Below are 15,799 nucleotides of genomic sequence, written 5' to 3' on the forward strand. Positions count from 1 at the left end.
TAATGGCGGAAACGGGAGGCGACGTGGCAAGGCTTCGGCGCGACACACATACGGCCTATTCGGAATCGGCGGCCCTTCGGCTGCGCGCCGCGTGGCTTTATTACAATCAAGGCCTTACCCAGAAGGATGTTGCCGAAAAGATCGGCGTCAGCCGCTCGACGGTCATCCGCATGCTGGACGAGGCGCTGAAGCGCTCGGAAGTTCAGATCTGGATCAACGAGGGCATCGCCGACTGCGTGGAACTGGCCGTGCGGCTCGAAAAGGCCTACGGGCTCGACGAGGCCGTGGTGGTGCCGGCGGCCGATAGCGCGGAGGCGACGGCCAAGAGCGTGGGGCTGGCGCTCGGGCAATTCCTGACCGAGGCGATCCCCGACGACTGTACGGTCGGCGTCGGCTGGGGACGGACGCTGACGGCGTCGCTCGCCAGTTTCCGCCCGGCGCGACGCGAGCGCGTCAAGGTCGTCTCGCTGCTCGGCGGCGTGGTGGAGGCGCACCACATCAACCCGATCGAATACACCTGGCAGCTTGCGAGCCAGCTCGGAGCGGAATGCTACCTGTTCCTCGCGCCGCTGCTCGTGGATTCACGCGAGACCAAACGCAGCCTCATCGAGAAATGCGGCCTGAAGACCCTCTTCGACCTGGCGGAGAACATGGACATCGCCGTCGTCAGCTGCGGCGATATCGGCCCGCGCTCCAGCTCGCTGTCGCGCGACTTCATCGCCCGGCATGAGCTGGAGGAACTGGTCGCGGCAGGGTGCGTCTGCGACACGATGTGCAATTTCCTCGATGCGGAGGGGCGCACGATCGATCATCCGATCCGCGACCGGGTCATGTCGATCGATCTCGATACGGTGAAGAAGGCGCGCCATATCGTGCTCGTCTCGGGCGGCGCGCACAGGGCTCCGGCCATCCGGGCGACGATCCGGCGCGTCGGCTGCAATACGCTCATTACCGACGAGGGTGCGGCGCTCGCCATGCTGCAACTGGCCGAAGACGCGGCGGCCGCCGATATCAAATCAGGTTGAGACGCAGCGCGCGGGTGATAGCGCCCGTTATGTTGCGGGCGCCGAGCTTGTCGGTGGCGCTGCGCATCGCTTCCGCCACGCGCTGCGACGACAGGTCGGTTTCCAGCACGATATCACTCGGGCTCCTGCCGAGGGCGGCGAGCTCGAGACATCTCTTCTCGATTTCCGTCAGTTCGGGGAAAGGGGGGCGGTCGTTCTGCGCAGGCATGAGGCCCGGTTAGAGACTTGGCCTGCCTGCGGAAAGTTCAAACTGTCGCAATGCTTAACGCCTCTCCTCGATCCCGTGCACGTTTGTGCCATTCCGGGACTCGACGTCGCTGCCACGTTTGGCTGGATGAGGGATTTGCCTTTGCGCACTTCCACCTGATAAGGCACGGCAAAATGCTGGAGATACCCGTGACATCTTCCATGACGGCGAAGGAACTGAAGGCGGCGATCCGCAACGAACGGCTGGCCTTGCGCGACGCGATGACGCCGCAGGCGCGTCTCGAAGCGGGACAGGCAATGACCGACCATGCCGGCGAACGTATCCTCTTTGCGCCGGGCGCCGTCATTTCGGGTTTCTGGCCGATTCGCTCGGAAGCGGATATCCGGCCGCTCATGGCGCAGTTGCGCGCGCGGGGCGCCAGGCTTTGCCTGCCGGTCGTGCTCGACCGGGAGACAATCGTGTTTCGCGCGTGGGAACCGGATGCCCCCGTGGTCAAGACGGGCTTCGGCACGACCGGGCCGGGGCCGGAAGCCGCTGTGCTCGAACCCGATATTCTCCTCGTGCCGCTTTCGGCGTTCGACAGGGCGGGCAACCGCATCGGCTACGGCGCCGGTCACTATGACCGCGCCATCGACCGGCTGAAGGCGAAAGGACGGACGCCGAAACTGATCGGCATTGCGTTCGACTGCCAGGAAGTGGCATCAGTACCAGCGGAACCGCACGACGTCCCTCTCGACGCCATTCTCACGGAAAGCGGTCTCCGCACGGTCCAACAGGTTTCTTAAGGCAGTTCGATGCGTTTTCTCTTTCTGGGCGACATGGTGGGCAAGACCGGGCGGACGGCCGTCTGGGAGCGCCTGCCGGGATTGATCAGCGATTTCAAGCTGGATTTCGTCGTCGTCAACGGGGAGAACGCGGCCGGCGGCTTCGGCATCACCGAGGATATCTTCCTCAGCACCATCGATGCCGGTGCCGATGTGGTGACGACCGGCAACCACGTCTGGGACCAGAAGGAGGCGGTGGGCTTTGCGGGCCGGCACGACCAGTTCCTGCGCCCCGCCAATTATCCCGCCGGCACGCCCGGCCGCGGCGCGAACCTCTTCATCGCCCGCAACGGGGCGCGGGTGCTCGTCGCCAACATCATGGGACGCGTCTTCATGCATCCCGAGCTGGACGATCCCTTCACGGCGGGTGAGGCCATCCTCGCATCCTGCCCGCTCGGCGAGCAGGCGGATGCCATCATTTTCGATTTCCATGCGGAAGCGACAAGCGAGAAGCAGTGCTTCGGCCATTTCGTCGATGGCCGCGCCAGCGTCGTCGTCGGTACGCATACGCATGTGCCGACCGCCGACTGCCAGATCCTGAACGGCGGCACGGGTTACCTGTCGGATGCCGGCATGTGCGGCGATTACGATTCGTCGCTCGGCATGGAAAAGGAAGAACCGTTGAACCGGTTCATTTCGAAGATGCCGAAGGGACGGTTCGAGGCCGCGTCCGGCCCTGCCACGATCTGTGGCCTCGCCGTCGAAATCTCTGATCGCACCGGCCTTGCCGAGAAGATCGCACCGCTTCGCCTGGGGCCGCGCCTCAGCGAAACGGTGCCGAGCTTCTGGTAACGTCAGATCATGCGGCGCAGCTGATCGGCTGAACCTTCGTTGAAGCGCAGATGCGCCTTCACGCCGACATCCGGCTCTTCCTCCGGATTGAAGTTCGCCTTGGCGATCTCCCAGCCGAATTTCAGCTTGCTGCCGGTCGAAGCCCAGATCTCGGCATCGTCCATTTCCAGCGCGAGCATGGTCAGCTTCGGGTCGCTCTTGCCGTGGTCGAACCATGCCTCGACGATGGAGCTCCAGTATTCGTCGATCTTCACCGGGTCCTTGCGCACGCTCAGGCGGCCGGCGATGCAGGCATGATAATCGTGATCCTTGCCGACGACGCAGAAATGCGCATGGGCGCCGGGTGTCAGCGCCTTGACGATCTCGGCGTCCGTCCGGGTGAAGAACCAGATCGTCGCCGTCTGGCGATCGAGCTGCGGCGACATCGGCTGCATGTGCATGTGCGCGCCTTCGATGCCGAGCATGCCTGCATGGATCTTGTCGATCTCGTCGAAGAGCTGTTCTTTCGGATTTTCGCGCGCACGGGTGATGTTGGACATGGTGTTCCTCGCAATCGTTGGTCTGTTCCCGCAGAAAACGTGAGGTCCCCTTCGAAGGTTCCGCTCAACGGATTGTGATCGCGCTCCCGCCATCGCGGCCTCGACCTGCGGAAGCGTCGGGCGCATAGTCGCGCCGACCAATGAACGGAGCCGCTCATGCCGCATCTCCTGCTCATTCCGTTGATCGTGGCCGCCGTGTATCTGCTGGCGCCGCGCCCATCCCTCGCCCAGACAGAGACGCCACCGGTCAGCCAGTGCCAGATGATCGCGCGCGCCTTGCCGTCCGTCACCTTCGCCAGCTTCTCCGCCGATCCGGTGCTGAAGGTGCAGGCCAAGGCGGATGAGGAGGTGCGCATTACCTATGTCGGCCATTCGACCTTCTTCATCGAGACGCCCGCGGGCGTGCGGATCGCCACCGATTATAACGGCTGGTATGCGCCGCCGGCGTTGCCGGATGTGGTGACGATGAACAAGGCGCATTCCAGCCACTACACGCTGAACCCTGATCCCGGGATCGACCACGTCCTGCACGGCTGGGACGAGACGTCGGAGAATGGTGCCGACCACGATGTCGTCGTCGGCGATGCCTATATCCGCAATGTGCCCACCGATATCCGGGGCTGGGGCGGCGCGATGGAGCCGAACGGCAATTCCATCTTCATCTTCGAGGTCGCGGGCCTGTGCATCGGCCATCTCGGCCACCTGCATCATGAACTGACGGAAAAGCAGTATGCCGAGATCGGCCGGCTCGACGTCCTCATGGTGCCGGTCGATGGCGGCTTGACCATGGGCGCGGAAAGCATGAGCCGCGTCGTGCAGCGTCTTCGCTCCGCGCTCATTTTGCCCATGCACCGCCGCGGGCCGCCGATCAGCCAGTTCCTCTCGATGTTCGGCAGCGGCTTCGATGCCGTGACCGACGATGACGCCACCGTCACGGTCTCCATCCGCAGCTTGCCGAAGCGGCCGACGATTCATATTCTCTCCGGCGTCTGATGCCGGAGTCGACCCGCATGCGTCTTGTTCTTGCCCTGCCTGCACTGCTGCTTTCGTCGGCCCTCGCCTTCGCAAGCGGTGCGCCGACACCCGTCGGCCCCGCGGGTGATGCCGGCAAGCCGCGCCAGACGGAAACGAAACCGGTGGAAAGGCTGCCGACGCGCGCCTTGGGCGTGGCGGAACATTTCGTCATGCCCTCGGGCAATATCGGTTGCACCTACATTCCCGAGGGCGGGACCGATGTCTATCAGCCGCCCGACGGCGGGCCGGAACTCTCCTGCGATCGTATCGAGCCGAAATATCTGCGTGCGACCCTCGGGCGCAGCGGCAAGGCGATCGTCTCGTCCGATGTCGGCGACCAGGGCTGCTGCAGCGCGGACCGCACCATCGCCTATGGCGAAGTTTGGCGTGGCGGCCCGTTCACCTGCTATTCGGAGCGCACGGGGCTGACCTGCGAGCGCAACGATGGGCATTCCTTCCTGCTCAGCCGGGCCCATGTGCGCGCCGACTGAACCGCCCTCGCTTTGTTCCGTGGCCCTGCTGGACGTGCGGCGGCAATGAAATTATAAGGCGGCATTCCGAAAATCGGGGCGGCAGGCCGGCGCGATACAGCGCCCTTGTGCTCCAGCGTACAGACCGGCGACCGAAACGACGGGCGCCAAACGAGACAGGGGTGCCATGGCTGGCCATTCACAGTTCAAGAATATCATGCACCGCAAGGGTCGGCAGGACGCCGTGCGGTCGAAAATGTTTTCCAAGCTTGCCCGCGAAATCACGGTTGCGGCCAAGACGGGCCTGCCCGACCCGGCGATGAACGCCCGCCTGCGTCTGGCGATCCAGAACGCCAAGGCGCAGTCCATGCCGAAGGACAATATCGAGCGCGCCATCAAGAAGGCCTCGGGCGCCGACAGCGAGAACTACGAAGAAGTCCGCTACGAAGGTTATGGCCCGGGCGGCGTCGCCGTCATCGTCGAGGCGCTGACGGACAACCGCAACCGCACGGCTTCCTCCGTTCGCTCGACCTTCTCCAAGGCTGGCGGCGCGCTGGGTGAAACCGGTTCGGTTTCCTTCTCCTTCGACCGCGTCGGCGAAATCACCTACAAGCTTTCCGTCGGTGATGCCGACGCCGTCATGGAAGCCGCCATCGAGGCCGGCGCCGAGGACGTGACGACGGACGAGGACGGCCACACGATCATCTGCGGTTTCGAGGATATCGGCGACGTCTCCAAGGCGCTGGAAGACAAGCTCGGCGAAGCCGAGACCGTCAAGGCGATCTGGAAGCCGCAGAACACGGTGCCGGTCGACGAGGAAAAGGCGCAGTCGCTGATGAAGCTCATCGACACGCTGGAAGACGATGACGACGTGCAGAACGTCTATTCGAACTTCGAAGTCTCCGACGAAGTCATGGCCAAGCTTTCGGCCTGATCGGATTTTCGATCTCTTCCGTCGCCCCGGGCCGGGCCTGAGGATGACGCAGGGAGCACACAGCAAAAAGGCCGGGTGACGTTGTCCCCCGGCCTTTTGTTATGCCGCCTCGGCCAATTCCCGCTGCGCCTGCGCAAACAGCCGCACCGATTTCAGCCGCGCGTCCATGTCGTAGATCGGCATGGAGATGATCAGTTCGTCCGCCTTGGTCAGATCCAGGAAATCGGCGATGCGCCGGCGGATTTTTTCCGGGCCGCCGACGACGGCATATTGCAGCGTGTGCTCGACATTGATGTGCTCCTGCTCGCTCCAGAAGCCGTCCATGCTGTCCACCGGTGCCGGGAAGGCGCCGGGCGTGCCGCGGCGCAGGCGCACGAAGGATTGCTGCATGGACGTGAAGAGGTAGTCGGCTTCCGCATCCGTATCGGCAGCGGCCCCCATCACGCCCACCATGGCGTGAGGCTTGTCGAGATACTGCGACGGCTCGAAACGCTCGCGGTAGATTTCCAGCGCCGAGAGCAGCATGTCGGGTGCGAAATGCGAGGCGAAGGCGAAGGGCAGACCGAGCATGCCGGCGAGATGCGCCGAATAATGGCTGGAGCCGAGCAGCCAGACGGGCACGTTGCTGCCCGCACCGGGAATGGCGATGACTTTCTGCTCCGGGCTGATCGGCCCCATGAGCTGCATCAGCTCCACGACGTCCTGCGGAAAATTGTTGGAACTGGTTTCGAGATTGCGCCGCAGCGCCTGCGCGGTGCGCATGTCGGTTCCCGGCGCGCGGCCGAGGCCGAGGTCGATACGGTCGGGGAAGAGGGCTGCAAGCGTGCCGAACTGTTCGGCGATGACCAGCGGCGAATGGTTCGGCAGCATGATGCCGCCGGAGCCGACGCGGATTTTCTGCGTGCCGGTGGCGACATGCTGGATGACGAGCGCGGTGGCCGCGCTGGCAATGCCGCGCATGCCGTGATGTTCGGCAAGCCAGAAGCGCTTGTAACCCTGCGCTTCGGCTTCCTGGGCGAGGCGTCGGGAACTGGCCAGCGATTGGGCGACGGTGCCGCCTTCGATGACCGGTGAAAGGTCGAGGATGGAGAAGGGCACCATGATGCAGCCTCATGTAAGGGAATTTGATCGTCCTCCCATGTAGGTTCAGTTTCCTGAAATCCAAGCGACGCTTTCCGAGTTTATGGGAATGGCGTCAATGTTTTTGTTTTGTTCACATTTGGCTGGCAGGGTTCCTCCGAGAGGATTAGGGTTCACCCATGCAGGAAACGATTCGCATCATCGGCATCGATCCGGGGCTTCGCCGCACCGGGTGGGGCGTCATCGAGACACTCGGCAATTCGCTGCGCTTCGTTGCGTCCGGAACCGTGACTTCCGATGGCGACATGGATCTTGCCTCGCGCCTGTGCCAGCTGCATGACGGGCTTTCCGACATCATACACAGTCACCAGCCGCACGAAGCCGCCGTCGAGCAGACCTTCGTCAACAAGGATGCGGTGGCAACGCTGAAACTCGGCCAGGCCCGCGGCATCGCCATGCTGGTGCCGGCCCGTGCCGGCCTGCGCGTCGCCGAATACGCCCCCAATGCGGTCAAGAAGGCGGTGATCGGAGTCGGTCATGGCGAGAAACAGCAGATCCACATGATGCTGAAGGTCCTGATGCCCAAGGCAACCTTCGTGGGCAATGATGCCGCCGACGCGTTGGCCATCGCCATCTGCCACGCGCACAATCGCCAGGGCCTTTCCGGCCGCCTCGCCAAGCTCGTCGGTTGATTTGTTCTTGACTTGTTCCTGTTTGGCGGGTAAGTAATACCGCAGAGGTATTACCATGCGTGTGACGGAAAAAGGTCAGGTGACCATCCCCAAGGAGATCCGCGATCGATTGAATATCGGTCCGGGATCGGAAGTGGATTTCGTGGCGGACGACAAGGGCGCGCGGCTGATCGTCGTCGCGGGTGGCAAGAGTGCGGAGCCGGACGATTTCGAGGCCTGGCTGAAGAGCCGAAGCGGTATCTTCGACACCGGCGGCATGACGACCGACGAATATATGGAATGGCTCCGTGGACCCCGCGATGACCTCGGTTCTGATTGATACGAACATCATCATCGATGTCTTCGGGCTGGAAACGCCGTTCAAGGACTGGTCGTCGCGCACCATTCTCGCGCTCAAGCCGGATGTCCAGTTCGTCCTCTCCCCCATCGTCTGGGCGGAGCTTGCCGGGATGATGGCGAGCGAGGACGCCCTTGCGCAGACGCTTTCACGGCTCAACCCGGTGCGCGAGGCCTTGCCGTTTTCCGCCGCCTACCAGGCGGGGCTGGCGCATCAACGCTATAAGCGGGCCGGCGGACTGCGCGAGCGCACGCTACCGGACTTTCTGATCGGTGCGCACGCCGCGGTGCGGGCCCATCGGCTTCTCACCCGCGATGCCGCCCGTTACCGCAGCTATTTCCCGGCCCTCGACATCATCTCTCCCGAAATCCATCCCTGACGGATCCTTCCATGATCGGCAAACTCAAAGGCACCATCGACGAGATCGGAGAGGATCACGTGGTTCTCGACGTGCACGGGGTGGGCTATGTCGCCCATTGCTCGGCGCGCACGCTCGGCAAGCTCGGTTCGGCCGGCGAGGCGGCTGTCCTGTTCATCGAGACCTATGTGCGCGAGGATCAGTTCCGGCTTTTCGGCTTCCTGACGGCGCTGGAGCGGGAATGGTTCCGCCTGTTGCAGAGCGTGCAGGGCGTCGGCTCCAAGGTCGCGCTCGCCGTGCTCTCGACGCTCACGCCGGGCGAACTGGCCAATGCCATCGCGCTGCAGGACAAGACGGCGGTGTCGCGCGCGCCGGGTGTCGGGCCGAAGGTGGCCGTGCGCATCATGACGGAACTGCGCAACAAGGCGCCGGCCTTTTCCGGCGAGGCCGGCGCTGCAATCGGGCTCAAGCAGGAGCTCGGCGAGGGCGTCGCCTCGGCGCCCGTCTCCGATGCCGTCTCGGCGCTCACCAATCTCGGCTACTCGCGCGACCAGGCCGCCAATGCCATCGCGGCCGCGCTGAAGAACGGCGGGGAGGGCGCCGACAGCGCCAAGCTCATCCGTCTCGGCCTGAAGGAATTGTCGCGGTGATGCGGTTGCCTTCCGCCGTGGACAATGGGATTAGGGCGCGATGAGCGACGAAAACAGACTGCTTTCGCCGGACAAGCGCGGCGAGGACATCGACACGGCCCTGAGGCCGCAAACGCTGGACGACTTCACCGGCCAGGCGGAGGCGCGCGCCAACCTCAAGATTTTCATCGAGGCGGCGAAGAACCGCGGCGAAGCACTCGACCATGTGCTGTTCGTCGGCCCGCCCGGGCTCGGCAAGACCACGCTTGCCCAGATCATGGCGAAGGAACTCGGCGTCAATTTCCGCTCGACCTCCGGCCCTGTCATCGCCAAGGCCGGCGACCTTGCGGCGCTGCTCACCAATCTCGAAGAGCGCGACGTGCTCTTCATCGATGAAATCCACCGCCTCAATCCGGCCGTCGAGGAAATCCTCTATCCGGCCATGGAGGATTTCCAGCTCGACCTCATCATCGGCGAGGGCCCGGCGGCGCGCTCGGTGAAGATCGACCTGTCGAAGTTCACCCTCGTGGCTGCGACCACGCGCCTCGGCCTCCTGACGACGCCGCTGCGTGACCGTTTCGGCATTCCGGTGCGGCTGAATTTCTATACGGTCGAGGAACTGGAATCGATCGTGCGCCGCGGCGCCCGGCTGATGGGGCTCGGCATGACGGATGAAGGCGCGCGCGAAATCGCGCGCCGTGCCCGCGGGACCCCGCGTATCGCAGGCCGGCTTCTGCGGCGCGTGCGCGATTTCGCCGAGGTCGCACGGGCGGAAGCCGTCACGCAGACGATTGCCGACGAGGCGCTGACGCGACTTCTGGTCGACAATATGGGCCTCGACCAGCTCGACCGGCGTTATCTGTCGATGATCGCGCATAATTTCGGCGGCGGACCTGTCGGCATCGAGACGATCGCGGCAGGGCTTTCCGAGCCGCGCGACGCCATCGAGGACATCATCGAGCCCTATATGATCCAGCAGGGCTTCATTCAGCGCACGCCGCGCGGGCGGGTTCTGACGGCGAATGCCTGGAAGCATATGGGCCTCACGCCGCCGAAGGATCTGGAAGCCACGCAGTTCCGGCTGGGGCTGGAGGATGAGTGAGCGGGATCGCCACATGATCCGCATCGACCGCAAGCCGCAGCTCTTCAGTTTTCGTGTGGCGGGCCTGATTTTTCGCGACGGTTACATTCTCGCGCAGCGCGCGGTGAAGGACGATTACTGGGCGTTGCCCGGTGGGCGCGCCGAGATTGGCGAAAGCTCGCAGGAGACGATCCTGCGGGAAATGCGCGAAGAACTTCATAAGGATGTGCGCATCGAGCGCCTTCTGTGGACGGTCGAGAGCTTCTTCACCTATGAAGGTTACGCCGCGCACGAACTCGGTTTCTATTATCTGCTATCCATGGACGACGACTTTCCCTTCCACGAGACCGACATTGTGCACCGCATCGTCGATGGTCTCGAGGTCGAGTTCCGCTGGTTGCGCGCCAACCACGCGGCACGGGGCGATCATGTGCTGAAACCGCAATTCATTGCCGATCGCCTGGACCGGCTGCCGGCCGCGGTCGAACATGTCATTCTTCGGGAAGGATTGTCGCGGCAGGCCGCAAAGGAGACCGCAGCTTGACGGACATGTATCACCACCTTTCGGGTGAATTGACCGAAACGGGCCATCGGCTCGTGCAACGTGTCTATTACGAGGACACGGATTTCTCCGGCGTGGTCTATCACGCGCGCTATCTGCATTTCCTGGAGCGCGGACGCACGGACTATCTTCGCCTGCTCGGCGTCGAGCAGGGCAGTCTCGTGCTGGAGGAGGACCGCGAGGGTCTCGTCTTCGTCGTGCATCGCATGGAGATCGACTTCAAGGCGCCGGCGCGCATGGACGATATCCTGACGATCCTCACCTCCACCGAAAAGGCCGGCGGCGCCAAGATGATCCTGACGCAGGAGATTCGTCGCGGCGAACAGCTTCTGATTGCCGCGCGCGTCATCATCGCCGTCATCAATGCGCAGGGCCGGCCGCGTCGCCTGCCGGAGGCGCTCGCCACCCGTTTTCTTGCCAGAGCGCAAGAATTGACTGGTGTCGTTTAGCGGTAACGCTCCCTTAACCATAATGATGTCTTACTCGGTTGGTGAGGATTTTGTGCACTGCACGTCATCCTTTAACCAAATTTGCCGTGAAGAAGGCAGGTTGTAAGCGTTTGACCGGCATGGCGGCCGGCAGCATCAACCGGACATTCTTGACGGGCTGCGAAGCGGGTGCGGATCGAGATCCTGGCTGCGACGTGCGTTTGTGAATGCCCTAGCGGTCCCACCTCCCAGGCGGTCGCGACGGCGGAATGTTACCCGGTCGGGCTGCGATGTGCCCGTGCCGGGTATTTGGATTCGGGGACATAGGTCTATGGAACAAGTGGGTTTGGATGCCGCGCACAGTGTGACCCTCTGGGGTCTCTTCATGCAGGCCGGTTTCGTCGTAAAGCTCGTCATGCTCGGCCTGATCGCCGCGTCCGTCTGGACGTGGGCGATCGTCGTCGACAAGACGGTGACATATGGGCGCGCCCGTCGTCAGCTCGACAATTTCGAGCAGGTCTTCTGGTCCGGCCAATCGCTCGAGGAGCTTTATCGCACGCTGTCCGACCGTCAGACGTCGGGCATGAGCGCCATCTTCGTGGCGGCGATGCGCGAGTGGAAGAAGAGTTTCGAGCGCGGTGCGCGTTCGCCCATCGGCCTTCAGATGCGTATCGACCGGGCAATGGACGTGACGCTGTCGCGTGAATCCGAAACGCTGGAAGCGCGCCTCGGGTCGCTCGCCACCATCGGTTCGGCAGCCCCGTTCGTCGGCCTTTTCGGTACGGTCGTCGGTATCATGACGTCGTTCCAGGCCATCGCCGGTTCCAAGCAGACGAGCCTTGCCGTCGTGGCGCCGGGTATTGCGGAAGCGCTTCTGGCGACGGCGATCGGCCTCCTCGCCGCAATTCCGGCGGTTATCGCCTACAACAAGTTCTCCGCAGATGCAGGCAAGCTGACCTCGCGCATGGAAGGTTTCGCCGACGAGTTTTCGGCCATCCTTTCGCGCCAGATCGACGAAAAGCTCCAGCCGCGCGCCGCAGCGCAGTGACGGCAGATTGAAACGGAGACGACGCCATGGGCATGTCAGTCGGTGCAAAGAATTCGGGTGGCGGCCGCCGCCGTCGCGGCGGTGGCAGACGAGCCCCGATGAGTGAAATCAACGTGACGCCCTTCGTGGACGTCATGCTCGTGCTGCTCATCATCTTCATGGTCGCAGCACCCCTCATGACGGTCGGCGTGCCGATCGACCTGCCGAAGACGCAGGCCGCGGCCCTCAATGCCGATACGCAGCCGATCACCGTTTCGGTCAAGTCGGACGGGCAGGTCTACCTGCAGGAAACGGCAATCCCGATCGACGAGATCGCCGCCAAGCTGCAAGCCGTCGCGACGACGGGCTATACCGAGCGCGTCTTCGTGCGCGGCGATGGCAATGCGCCCTATGGCGTGGTCGCCGACGTCATGTCGCGCATCCAGGCCGGTGGCTTCACCAATATCGGCCTCGTCACCGAGCAGAAACCGGACAGGTAACAGCACGCCATGAAGGGCAGCCTTGCCACATCCGCCGTGCTCCATTCCCTGGTTCTGACCTGGGCGCTGGTCTCGCTCGGCTCTCCCGAAAGCTTCGACGTGGCCAACGTCGAGGCGATGCCGGTCGACATCGTGTCGATCGAGGAGCTGACGCAGATCCAGCAGGGCGACAAGAAAGCCGAAATGAAGGAAAAGGCCGCGCCGGTTCCGACGAAGAAGGAAACGCCGGTCGAAAACGCGGAAAATGTCGGCGACAACGAGGTCGACCTGAAGAACCTGCCGACGCCGGGTGAAAAGCCGCGTGATATCGAGACCGCGGCGGCACCGGAAAAGGCGGAGAAGGTCGTTCAGACGCCCGATTCCAAGCCCGTCGAACAGGTGCAGGACGAGCAGAAGGCCAGCGAGCCTTCGACCGAGGTCGCGGCCATTGCCGAGCCCAAGCAGGAGGTCAAGCCCGACCCGAAGCCGGAGGCCACGCCTTCCGAGGACAAGCCCGCCGCAGACCCCGAAGCAGAAGCGTTGCCGGACAAGATTCCGCTGCCGGAAATGAAGCCGAAGGTCGAGACGAAGAAGGCCGAGACGGCCGAAAAGCCTGCCGAGAAGAAGACGGAGACGGCCAAGGCCGAGACCGCCAAGACGCCCGATCGCAAGAAGGACGAGAAGAAGAAGCAGGAGAAGGCGACGTCGCAGAACGACAGCGACTTCAACTCCGATGAGATCGCGGCGCTTCTCAACAAGGAAAAGGCAGCCGGTGGCGGCGCCAAGCGTTCTCAGGAGCAGGCGGCGCTGGGTGGCAAGAAGACGACCAGCGGCACCAAGCTGTCCATGAGCGAGATGGACGCCCTGCGCGGCCAGATCCAGAACAACTGGTCGATCACGCCCGGCATGTCGGGCGCCGAGGATGTGCGCATCAAGGTGACGATGCAGCTCGACCAGAACGGCGACATTATCGGCGAACCCGAAGTCGTGGCGACCGGCGGCACGGACTCCGCGCGCCGCGCCCTTGCCGGCGGCGCGCGCCGCGCCATCATGAAATCGCGGCCGTTCAAGGGACTGCCGCCGGAAAAATATGATGCCTGGAGCGAAGTCGTCGTGAACTTCGACCCCAGCCAGATGATGTAAGAACTAGGGAAGGCCTAGATACATGCTGAGACGTAACCTCATTCGATTTCTGATCGTGCTGACCGGTCTTGCGGCGTCCATGCCGATCGCGTCGGCAAGAGTTGAAATCAACATCAACAAGGGCAATGTCGAGCCTCTGCCGATCGCCGTGACCGACTTCATCGCCAGTGGTGATCTCGGCCAGCGCATTACCGATGTGATCGCGGCCGACCTGAAGCGTTCCGGCCTTTTCGCGCCTGTCAACAAGCAGGCTTTCATCGAGAAGATCTCCAATCCCGACCAGCCGCCGCGCTTCGAAGACTGGAAGGTCATCAATGCGCAGGCGCTTGTGACGGGCCGCGTGACGCAGGAGGGTGACGGCCGTCTGCGCGCCGAGTTCCGCCTGTGGGATACGTTCGGCGGACAGCAGCTCACGGGCCAGCAGTTCTTCACGCAGCCGGAAAACTGGCGCCGTGTCGCCCATATCATCGCCGATGCGATCTATGAGAACCTGACCGGCGAGAAGGGCTATTTCGATACGCGCATCGTCTATGTCGCCGAAAGCGGTCCGAAGACCGCCCGCAAGCGCCAGCTTGCCATCATGGACCAGGACGGTTTCAACGCCCGCGCGCTGACCAATGGCAACGATATCGTGCTGACGCCGCGCTTTTCGCCGAACCGTCAGGAAATCACCTACATGTCCTTCGAGGGCAACCAGCCGCGCGTCTACCTGCTCCAGCTGGAGACCGGGCAGCGCGAAGTGGTGGGCAACTTCCCGGGCATGACCTTCTCGCCGCGCTTTTCGCCGGATGGACAGAAGGTCATCATGAGCCTGCAACAGGAAGGCAACTCCAACATCTACACGATGGACCTGCGGTCGCGGACGACGACGCGCCTGACCTCGACGGCGGCGATCGATACCTCGCCGTCCTATGCGCCTGACGGGGCGCAGGTCGTGTTCGAAAGCGACCGCGGCGGTCGCCCGCAGCTCTACGTCATGGGTGCCGACGGTTCCAACCAGCGCCGCATCTCCTTCGGTGACGGTTCCTACTCCACGCCGGTCTGGTCGCCGCGCGGCGACCTCATCGCCTTCACCAAGCAGTCGGGCGGCAAGTTCTCGATCGGCGTGATGAAGCCGGATGGTTCGGGCGAGCGCATCCTGACGACGGGCTTCCATAACGAAGGTCCGACCTGGGCGCCGAACGGCCGTGTGCTGATGTTCTTCCGCCAGGCGGCCGGCGCCGGCGGTCCGCAGATCTATTCGATCGACCTTTCGGGCTATAATGAACAGTTGGTCCAGACGAAGGGCTTTGCGTCCGACCCGGCCTGGTCACCACTTCTGGAATAGTGACGTTTATGAGACGGGCCTGCCGCGTTCTTGCCGCAAAGTCCTGCAAGGCAGTGACGAGGCGAGATGCGGCAGGCCCGTATCCACTGGAATGCGAGGGGCCGGGGACGGTCTTGCAAGCAATCATTAACCATAATTGTTGAATGCGGATTAACCGCTCGCGGTTACAGTCTGGCAACTCTGATTGAAACCGACGCTTCAACGAACTTGACGCTAGACCTGATGCAAGGAGACCGGCTCATGAGCCGCATTGATACCCCGGCCGCTGGCCGTATGCAGACCATCGCCCGTAACCCGGCCGTTATCGCCCTGTTCATGACGCTGGCTCTCGCCGGCTGCGCTTCCAAGAAGAACCTGCCCAACAGCGCTGGCGATCTCGGCCTGAACGGCGGCGCCGGCGGCTCGGCCACGCCGGGCTCGCAGCAGGACTTCACGGTCAATGTCGGCGACCGCATCTTCTTCGACACCGACTCCTCGTCGGTTCGTGCAGATGCCGCCGCGACGCTCGATCGTCAGGCCCAGTGGCTGCAGCGCTATCCGAACTACGCCATCACGGTCGAAGGCCATGCCGACGAACGCGGTACGCGTGAATACAACCTCGCGCTCGGTGCACGCCGTGCGGCTGCGACCCGCCAGTACCTGGCCTCGCGCGGCATCCCGGCCAACCGCATCAAGACGATCTCCTACGGCAAGGAAAAGCCGGTCGCGGTTTGCGACGACATTTCCTGCTGGTCGCAGAACCGCCGCGCCGTCACCGTTCTGGGTGGCGCAGGCATGTAATCTCCCGCCAAGGGGACGAAACGGAGAGGCGGCCGCGAGGCCGCCTTTCTTTTTTCAACACACTTTGGCC

General features: G+C 63.4%; 21 protein-coding genes. 18 read left to right on the top strand and 3 right to left on the bottom strand.

Annotated features, from left to right (window positions below; all coding sequences use genetic code 11):
• Window positions 1-23: 23 nt before the first annotated feature.
• Window positions 24-1,025, top strand: a complete 1,002-nt coding sequence (locus tag GR158_RS14690) for a sugar-binding transcriptional regulator (RefSeq protein WP_160871585.1) — start codon at window positions 24-26, stop codon at window positions 1,023-1,025.
• Here GR158_RS14690 and GR158_RS14695 read toward each other — a convergent pair.
• Window positions 1,012-1,233, bottom strand: coding sequence for a hypothetical protein (locus GR158_RS14695; protein WP_160871586.1), 222 nt, complete (start codon window positions 1,231-1,233; stop codon window positions 1,012-1,014). The genes GR158_RS14690 and GR158_RS14695 overlap by 14 nt on opposite strands.
• 200 nt (window positions 1,234-1,433) lie before the next feature.
• On the opposite strand from GR158_RS14695, the gene GR158_RS14700 reads away from it, so the two are divergent.
• Window positions 1,434-2,018 (top strand): 5-formyltetrahydrofolate cyclo-ligase, encoded by a 585-nt coding sequence (locus GR158_RS14700; protein ID WP_160871658.1) that lies wholly within the window; start codon window positions 1,434-1,436, stop codon window positions 2,016-2,018.
• A gap of 9 nt (window positions 2,019-2,027) precedes the next feature.
• Complete coding sequence (locus GR158_RS14705) at window positions 2,028-2,849, top strand: YmdB family metallophosphoesterase (RefSeq protein WP_160871587.1); 822 nt, start codon at window positions 2,028-2,030, stop codon at window positions 2,847-2,849.
• A 2-nt stretch (window positions 2,850-2,851) separates the two neighbouring features.
• On the opposite strand, the gene GR158_RS14710 is transcribed toward GR158_RS14705, so the two are convergent.
• Complete coding sequence (locus tag GR158_RS14710) at window positions 2,852-3,388, bottom strand: pyridoxamine 5'-phosphate oxidase family protein (protein ID WP_134645800.1); 537 nt, start codon at window positions 3,386-3,388, stop codon at window positions 2,852-2,854.
• Window positions 3,389-3,544: 156 nt separating this feature from the next.
• Here GR158_RS14710 and GR158_RS14715 point away from each other — a divergent pair, with 156 nt between their 5' ends.
• The 3 genes from GR158_RS14715 (at window position 3,545) to GR158_RS14725 (ending at window position 5,806) form a co-directional block, all read left to right on the top strand.
• A complete protein-coding gene (locus tag GR158_RS14715; protein ID WP_160871588.1) occupies window positions 3,545-4,381 on the top strand; it encodes an MBL fold metallo-hydrolase in 837 nt (278 codons plus the stop codon).
• 17 nt (window positions 4,382-4,398) lie between these two features.
• The gene (locus tag GR158_RS14720; RefSeq protein ID WP_160871589.1) at window positions 4,399-4,893 is read left to right on the top strand and encodes a hypothetical protein; all 495 of its coding nucleotides are present in this window, start codon (window positions 4,399-4,401) and stop codon (window positions 4,891-4,893) included.
• A gap of 166 nt (window positions 4,894-5,059) precedes the next feature.
• Window positions 5,060-5,806 carry a YebC/PmpR family DNA-binding transcriptional regulator gene (locus GR158_RS14725; RefSeq protein ID WP_134645793.1) on the top strand — a complete coding sequence of 249 codons (747 nt, stop codon included), beginning with the start codon at window positions 5,060-5,062 and terminating at the stop codon, window positions 5,804-5,806.
• Window positions 5,807-5,905: 99 nt separating this feature from the next.
• On the opposite strand, the gene GR158_RS14730 is transcribed toward GR158_RS14725, so the two are convergent.
• Window positions 5,906-6,907: an LLM class flavin-dependent oxidoreductase gene (locus GR158_RS14730; RefSeq protein ID WP_160871590.1), complete on the bottom strand. Its 1,002-nt coding sequence runs from the start codon at window positions 6,905-6,907 to the stop codon at window positions 5,906-5,908.
• Between the two features lie 158 nt (window positions 6,908-7,065).
• On the opposite strand from GR158_RS14730, the gene ruvC reads away from it, so the two are divergent.
• The 12 genes from ruvC (at window position 7,066) to pal (ending at window position 15,729) form a co-directional block, all read left to right on the top strand.
• The gene (gene ruvC / locus GR158_RS14735) at window positions 7,066-7,578 is read left to right on the top strand and encodes a crossover junction endodeoxyribonuclease RuvC (protein WP_160871591.1); all 513 of its coding nucleotides are present in this window, start codon (window positions 7,066-7,068) and stop codon (window positions 7,576-7,578) included.
• A gap of 55 nt (window positions 7,579-7,633) precedes the next feature.
• Entirely contained in the window at window positions 7,634-7,897 is a 264-nt protein-coding gene (locus tag GR158_RS14740; protein WP_134645786.1) for an AbrB/MazE/SpoVT family DNA-binding domain-containing protein, read from the top strand.
• Window positions 7,878-8,294: a type II toxin-antitoxin system VapC family toxin gene (locus GR158_RS14745; RefSeq protein WP_160871592.1), complete on the top strand. Its 417-nt coding sequence runs from the start codon at window positions 7,878-7,880 to the stop codon at window positions 8,292-8,294. Before GR158_RS14740 ends, GR158_RS14745 begins: the two co-directional genes overlap by 20 nt.
• Before the next feature lie 11 nt (window positions 8,295-8,305).
• The gene (gene ruvA, locus GR158_RS14750) at window positions 8,306-8,923 is read left to right on the top strand and encodes a Holliday junction branch migration protein RuvA (RefSeq protein ID WP_160871593.1); all 618 of its coding nucleotides are present in this window, start codon (window positions 8,306-8,308) and stop codon (window positions 8,921-8,923) included.
• Between the two features lie 40 nt (window positions 8,924-8,963).
• Window positions 8,964-10,004 (top strand): Holliday junction branch migration DNA helicase RuvB, encoded by a 1,041-nt coding sequence (gene ruvB / locus GR158_RS14755; RefSeq protein ID WP_134645780.1) that lies wholly within the window; start codon window positions 8,964-8,966, stop codon window positions 10,002-10,004.
• Between the two features lie 13 nt (window positions 10,005-10,017).
• The gene (locus GR158_RS14760) at window positions 10,018-10,527 is read left to right on the top strand and encodes an NUDIX hydrolase (RefSeq protein WP_160871594.1); all 510 of its coding nucleotides are present in this window, start codon (window positions 10,018-10,020) and stop codon (window positions 10,525-10,527) included.
• A gap of 5 nt (window positions 10,528-10,532) precedes the next feature.
• The gene (gene ybgC / locus GR158_RS14765; RefSeq protein WP_134646223.1) at window positions 10,533-10,994 is read left to right on the top strand and encodes a tol-pal system-associated acyl-CoA thioesterase; all 462 of its coding nucleotides are present in this window, start codon (window positions 10,533-10,535) and stop codon (window positions 10,992-10,994) included.
• A gap of 310 nt (window positions 10,995-11,304) precedes the next feature.
• The gene (tolQ, locus tag GR158_RS14770) at window positions 11,305-12,021 is read left to right on the top strand and encodes a protein TolQ (protein WP_134645776.1); all 717 of its coding nucleotides are present in this window, start codon (window positions 11,305-11,307) and stop codon (window positions 12,019-12,021) included.
• A 26-nt stretch (window positions 12,022-12,047) separates the two neighbouring features.
• Window positions 12,048-12,500: a protein TolR gene (gene tolR, locus GR158_RS14775; RefSeq protein ID WP_134645774.1), complete on the top strand. Its 453-nt coding sequence runs from the start codon at window positions 12,048-12,050 to the stop codon at window positions 12,498-12,500.
• 9 nt (window positions 12,501-12,509) lie between these two features.
• A complete protein-coding gene (locus GR158_RS14780) occupies window positions 12,510-13,622 on the top strand; it encodes a hypothetical protein (RefSeq protein WP_134645772.1) in 1,113 nt (370 codons plus the stop codon).
• 22 nt (window positions 13,623-13,644) lie between these two features.
• Window positions 13,645-14,949: a Tol-Pal system beta propeller repeat protein TolB gene (tolB, locus tag GR158_RS14785; RefSeq protein ID WP_160871595.1), complete on the top strand. Its 1,305-nt coding sequence runs from the start codon at window positions 13,645-13,647 to the stop codon at window positions 14,947-14,949.
• A 240-nt stretch (window positions 14,950-15,189) separates the two neighbouring features.
• On the top strand, window positions 15,190-15,729 hold the full coding sequence (gene pal / locus GR158_RS14790; RefSeq protein ID WP_134645768.1) for a peptidoglycan-associated lipoprotein Pal: 540 nt from the start codon (window positions 15,190-15,192) through the stop codon (window positions 15,727-15,729).
• The last annotated feature ends 70 nt before the right edge of the window (window positions 15,730-15,799 follow it).

Origin of the sequence: Shinella sp. AETb1-6 (assembly GCF_009826875.1) — a bacterium.
Lineage (GTDB): Bacteria > Pseudomonadota > Alphaproteobacteria > Rhizobiales > Rhizobiaceae > Shinella > Shinella sumterensis.

Coding starts and splice junctions, on each gene's coding strand:
- GR158_RS14695 (WP_160871586.1), bottom strand. CDS start 1,233: ATGCCTGCGCAGAACGACCGCCCCCCTTTCCCCGAACTGACGGAAATC.
- GR158_RS14700 (WP_160871658.1), top strand. CDS start 1,434: ATGACGGCGAAGGAACTGAAGGCGGCGATCCGCAACGAACGGCTGGCC.
- GR158_RS14705 (WP_160871587.1), top strand. CDS start 2,028: ATGCGTTTTCTCTTTCTGGGCGACATGGTGGGCAAGACCGGGCGGACG.
- GR158_RS14710 (WP_134645800.1), bottom strand. CDS start 3,388: ATGTCCAACATCACCCGTGCGCGCGAAAATCCGAAAGAACAGCTCTTC.
- GR158_RS14715 (WP_160871588.1), top strand. CDS start 3,545: ATGCCGCATCTCCTGCTCATTCCGTTGATCGTGGCCGCCGTGTATCTG.
- GR158_RS14720 (WP_160871589.1), top strand. CDS start 4,399: ATGCGTCTTGTTCTTGCCCTGCCTGCACTGCTGCTTTCGTCGGCCCTC.
- GR158_RS14725 (WP_134645793.1), top strand. CDS start 5,060: ATGGCTGGCCATTCACAGTTCAAGAATATCATGCACCGCAAGGGTCGG.
- GR158_RS14730 (WP_160871590.1), bottom strand. CDS start 6,907: ATGGTGCCCTTCTCCATCCTCGACCTTTCACCGGTCATCGAAGGCGGC.
- ruvC (WP_160871591.1), top strand. CDS start 7,066: ATGCAGGAAACGATTCGCATCATCGGCATCGATCCGGGGCTTCGCCGC.
- GR158_RS14740 (WP_134645786.1), top strand. CDS start 7,634: ATGCGTGTGACGGAAAAAGGTCAGGTGACCATCCCCAAGGAGATCCGC.
- GR158_RS14745 (WP_160871592.1), top strand. CDS start 7,878: ATGACCTCGGTTCTGATTGATACGAACATCATCATCGATGTCTTCGGG.
- ruvA (WP_160871593.1), top strand. CDS start 8,306: ATGATCGGCAAACTCAAAGGCACCATCGACGAGATCGGAGAGGATCAC.
- ruvB (WP_134645780.1), top strand. CDS start 8,964: ATGAGCGACGAAAACAGACTGCTTTCGCCGGACAAGCGCGGCGAGGAC.
- GR158_RS14760 (WP_160871594.1), top strand. CDS start 10,018: ATGATCCGCATCGACCGCAAGCCGCAGCTCTTCAGTTTTCGTGTGGCG.
- ybgC (WP_134646223.1), top strand. CDS start 10,533: ATGTATCACCACCTTTCGGGTGAATTGACCGAAACGGGCCATCGGCTC.
- tolQ (WP_134645776.1), top strand. CDS start 11,305: ATGGAACAAGTGGGTTTGGATGCCGCGCACAGTGTGACCCTCTGGGGT.
- tolR (WP_134645774.1), top strand. CDS start 12,048: ATGGGCATGTCAGTCGGTGCAAAGAATTCGGGTGGCGGCCGCCGCCGT.
- GR158_RS14780 (WP_134645772.1), top strand. CDS start 12,510: ATGAAGGGCAGCCTTGCCACATCCGCCGTGCTCCATTCCCTGGTTCTG.
- tolB (WP_160871595.1), top strand. CDS start 13,645: ATGCTGAGACGTAACCTCATTCGATTTCTGATCGTGCTGACCGGTCTT.
- pal (WP_134645768.1), top strand. CDS start 15,190: ATGAGCCGCATTGATACCCCGGCCGCTGGCCGTATGCAGACCATCGCC.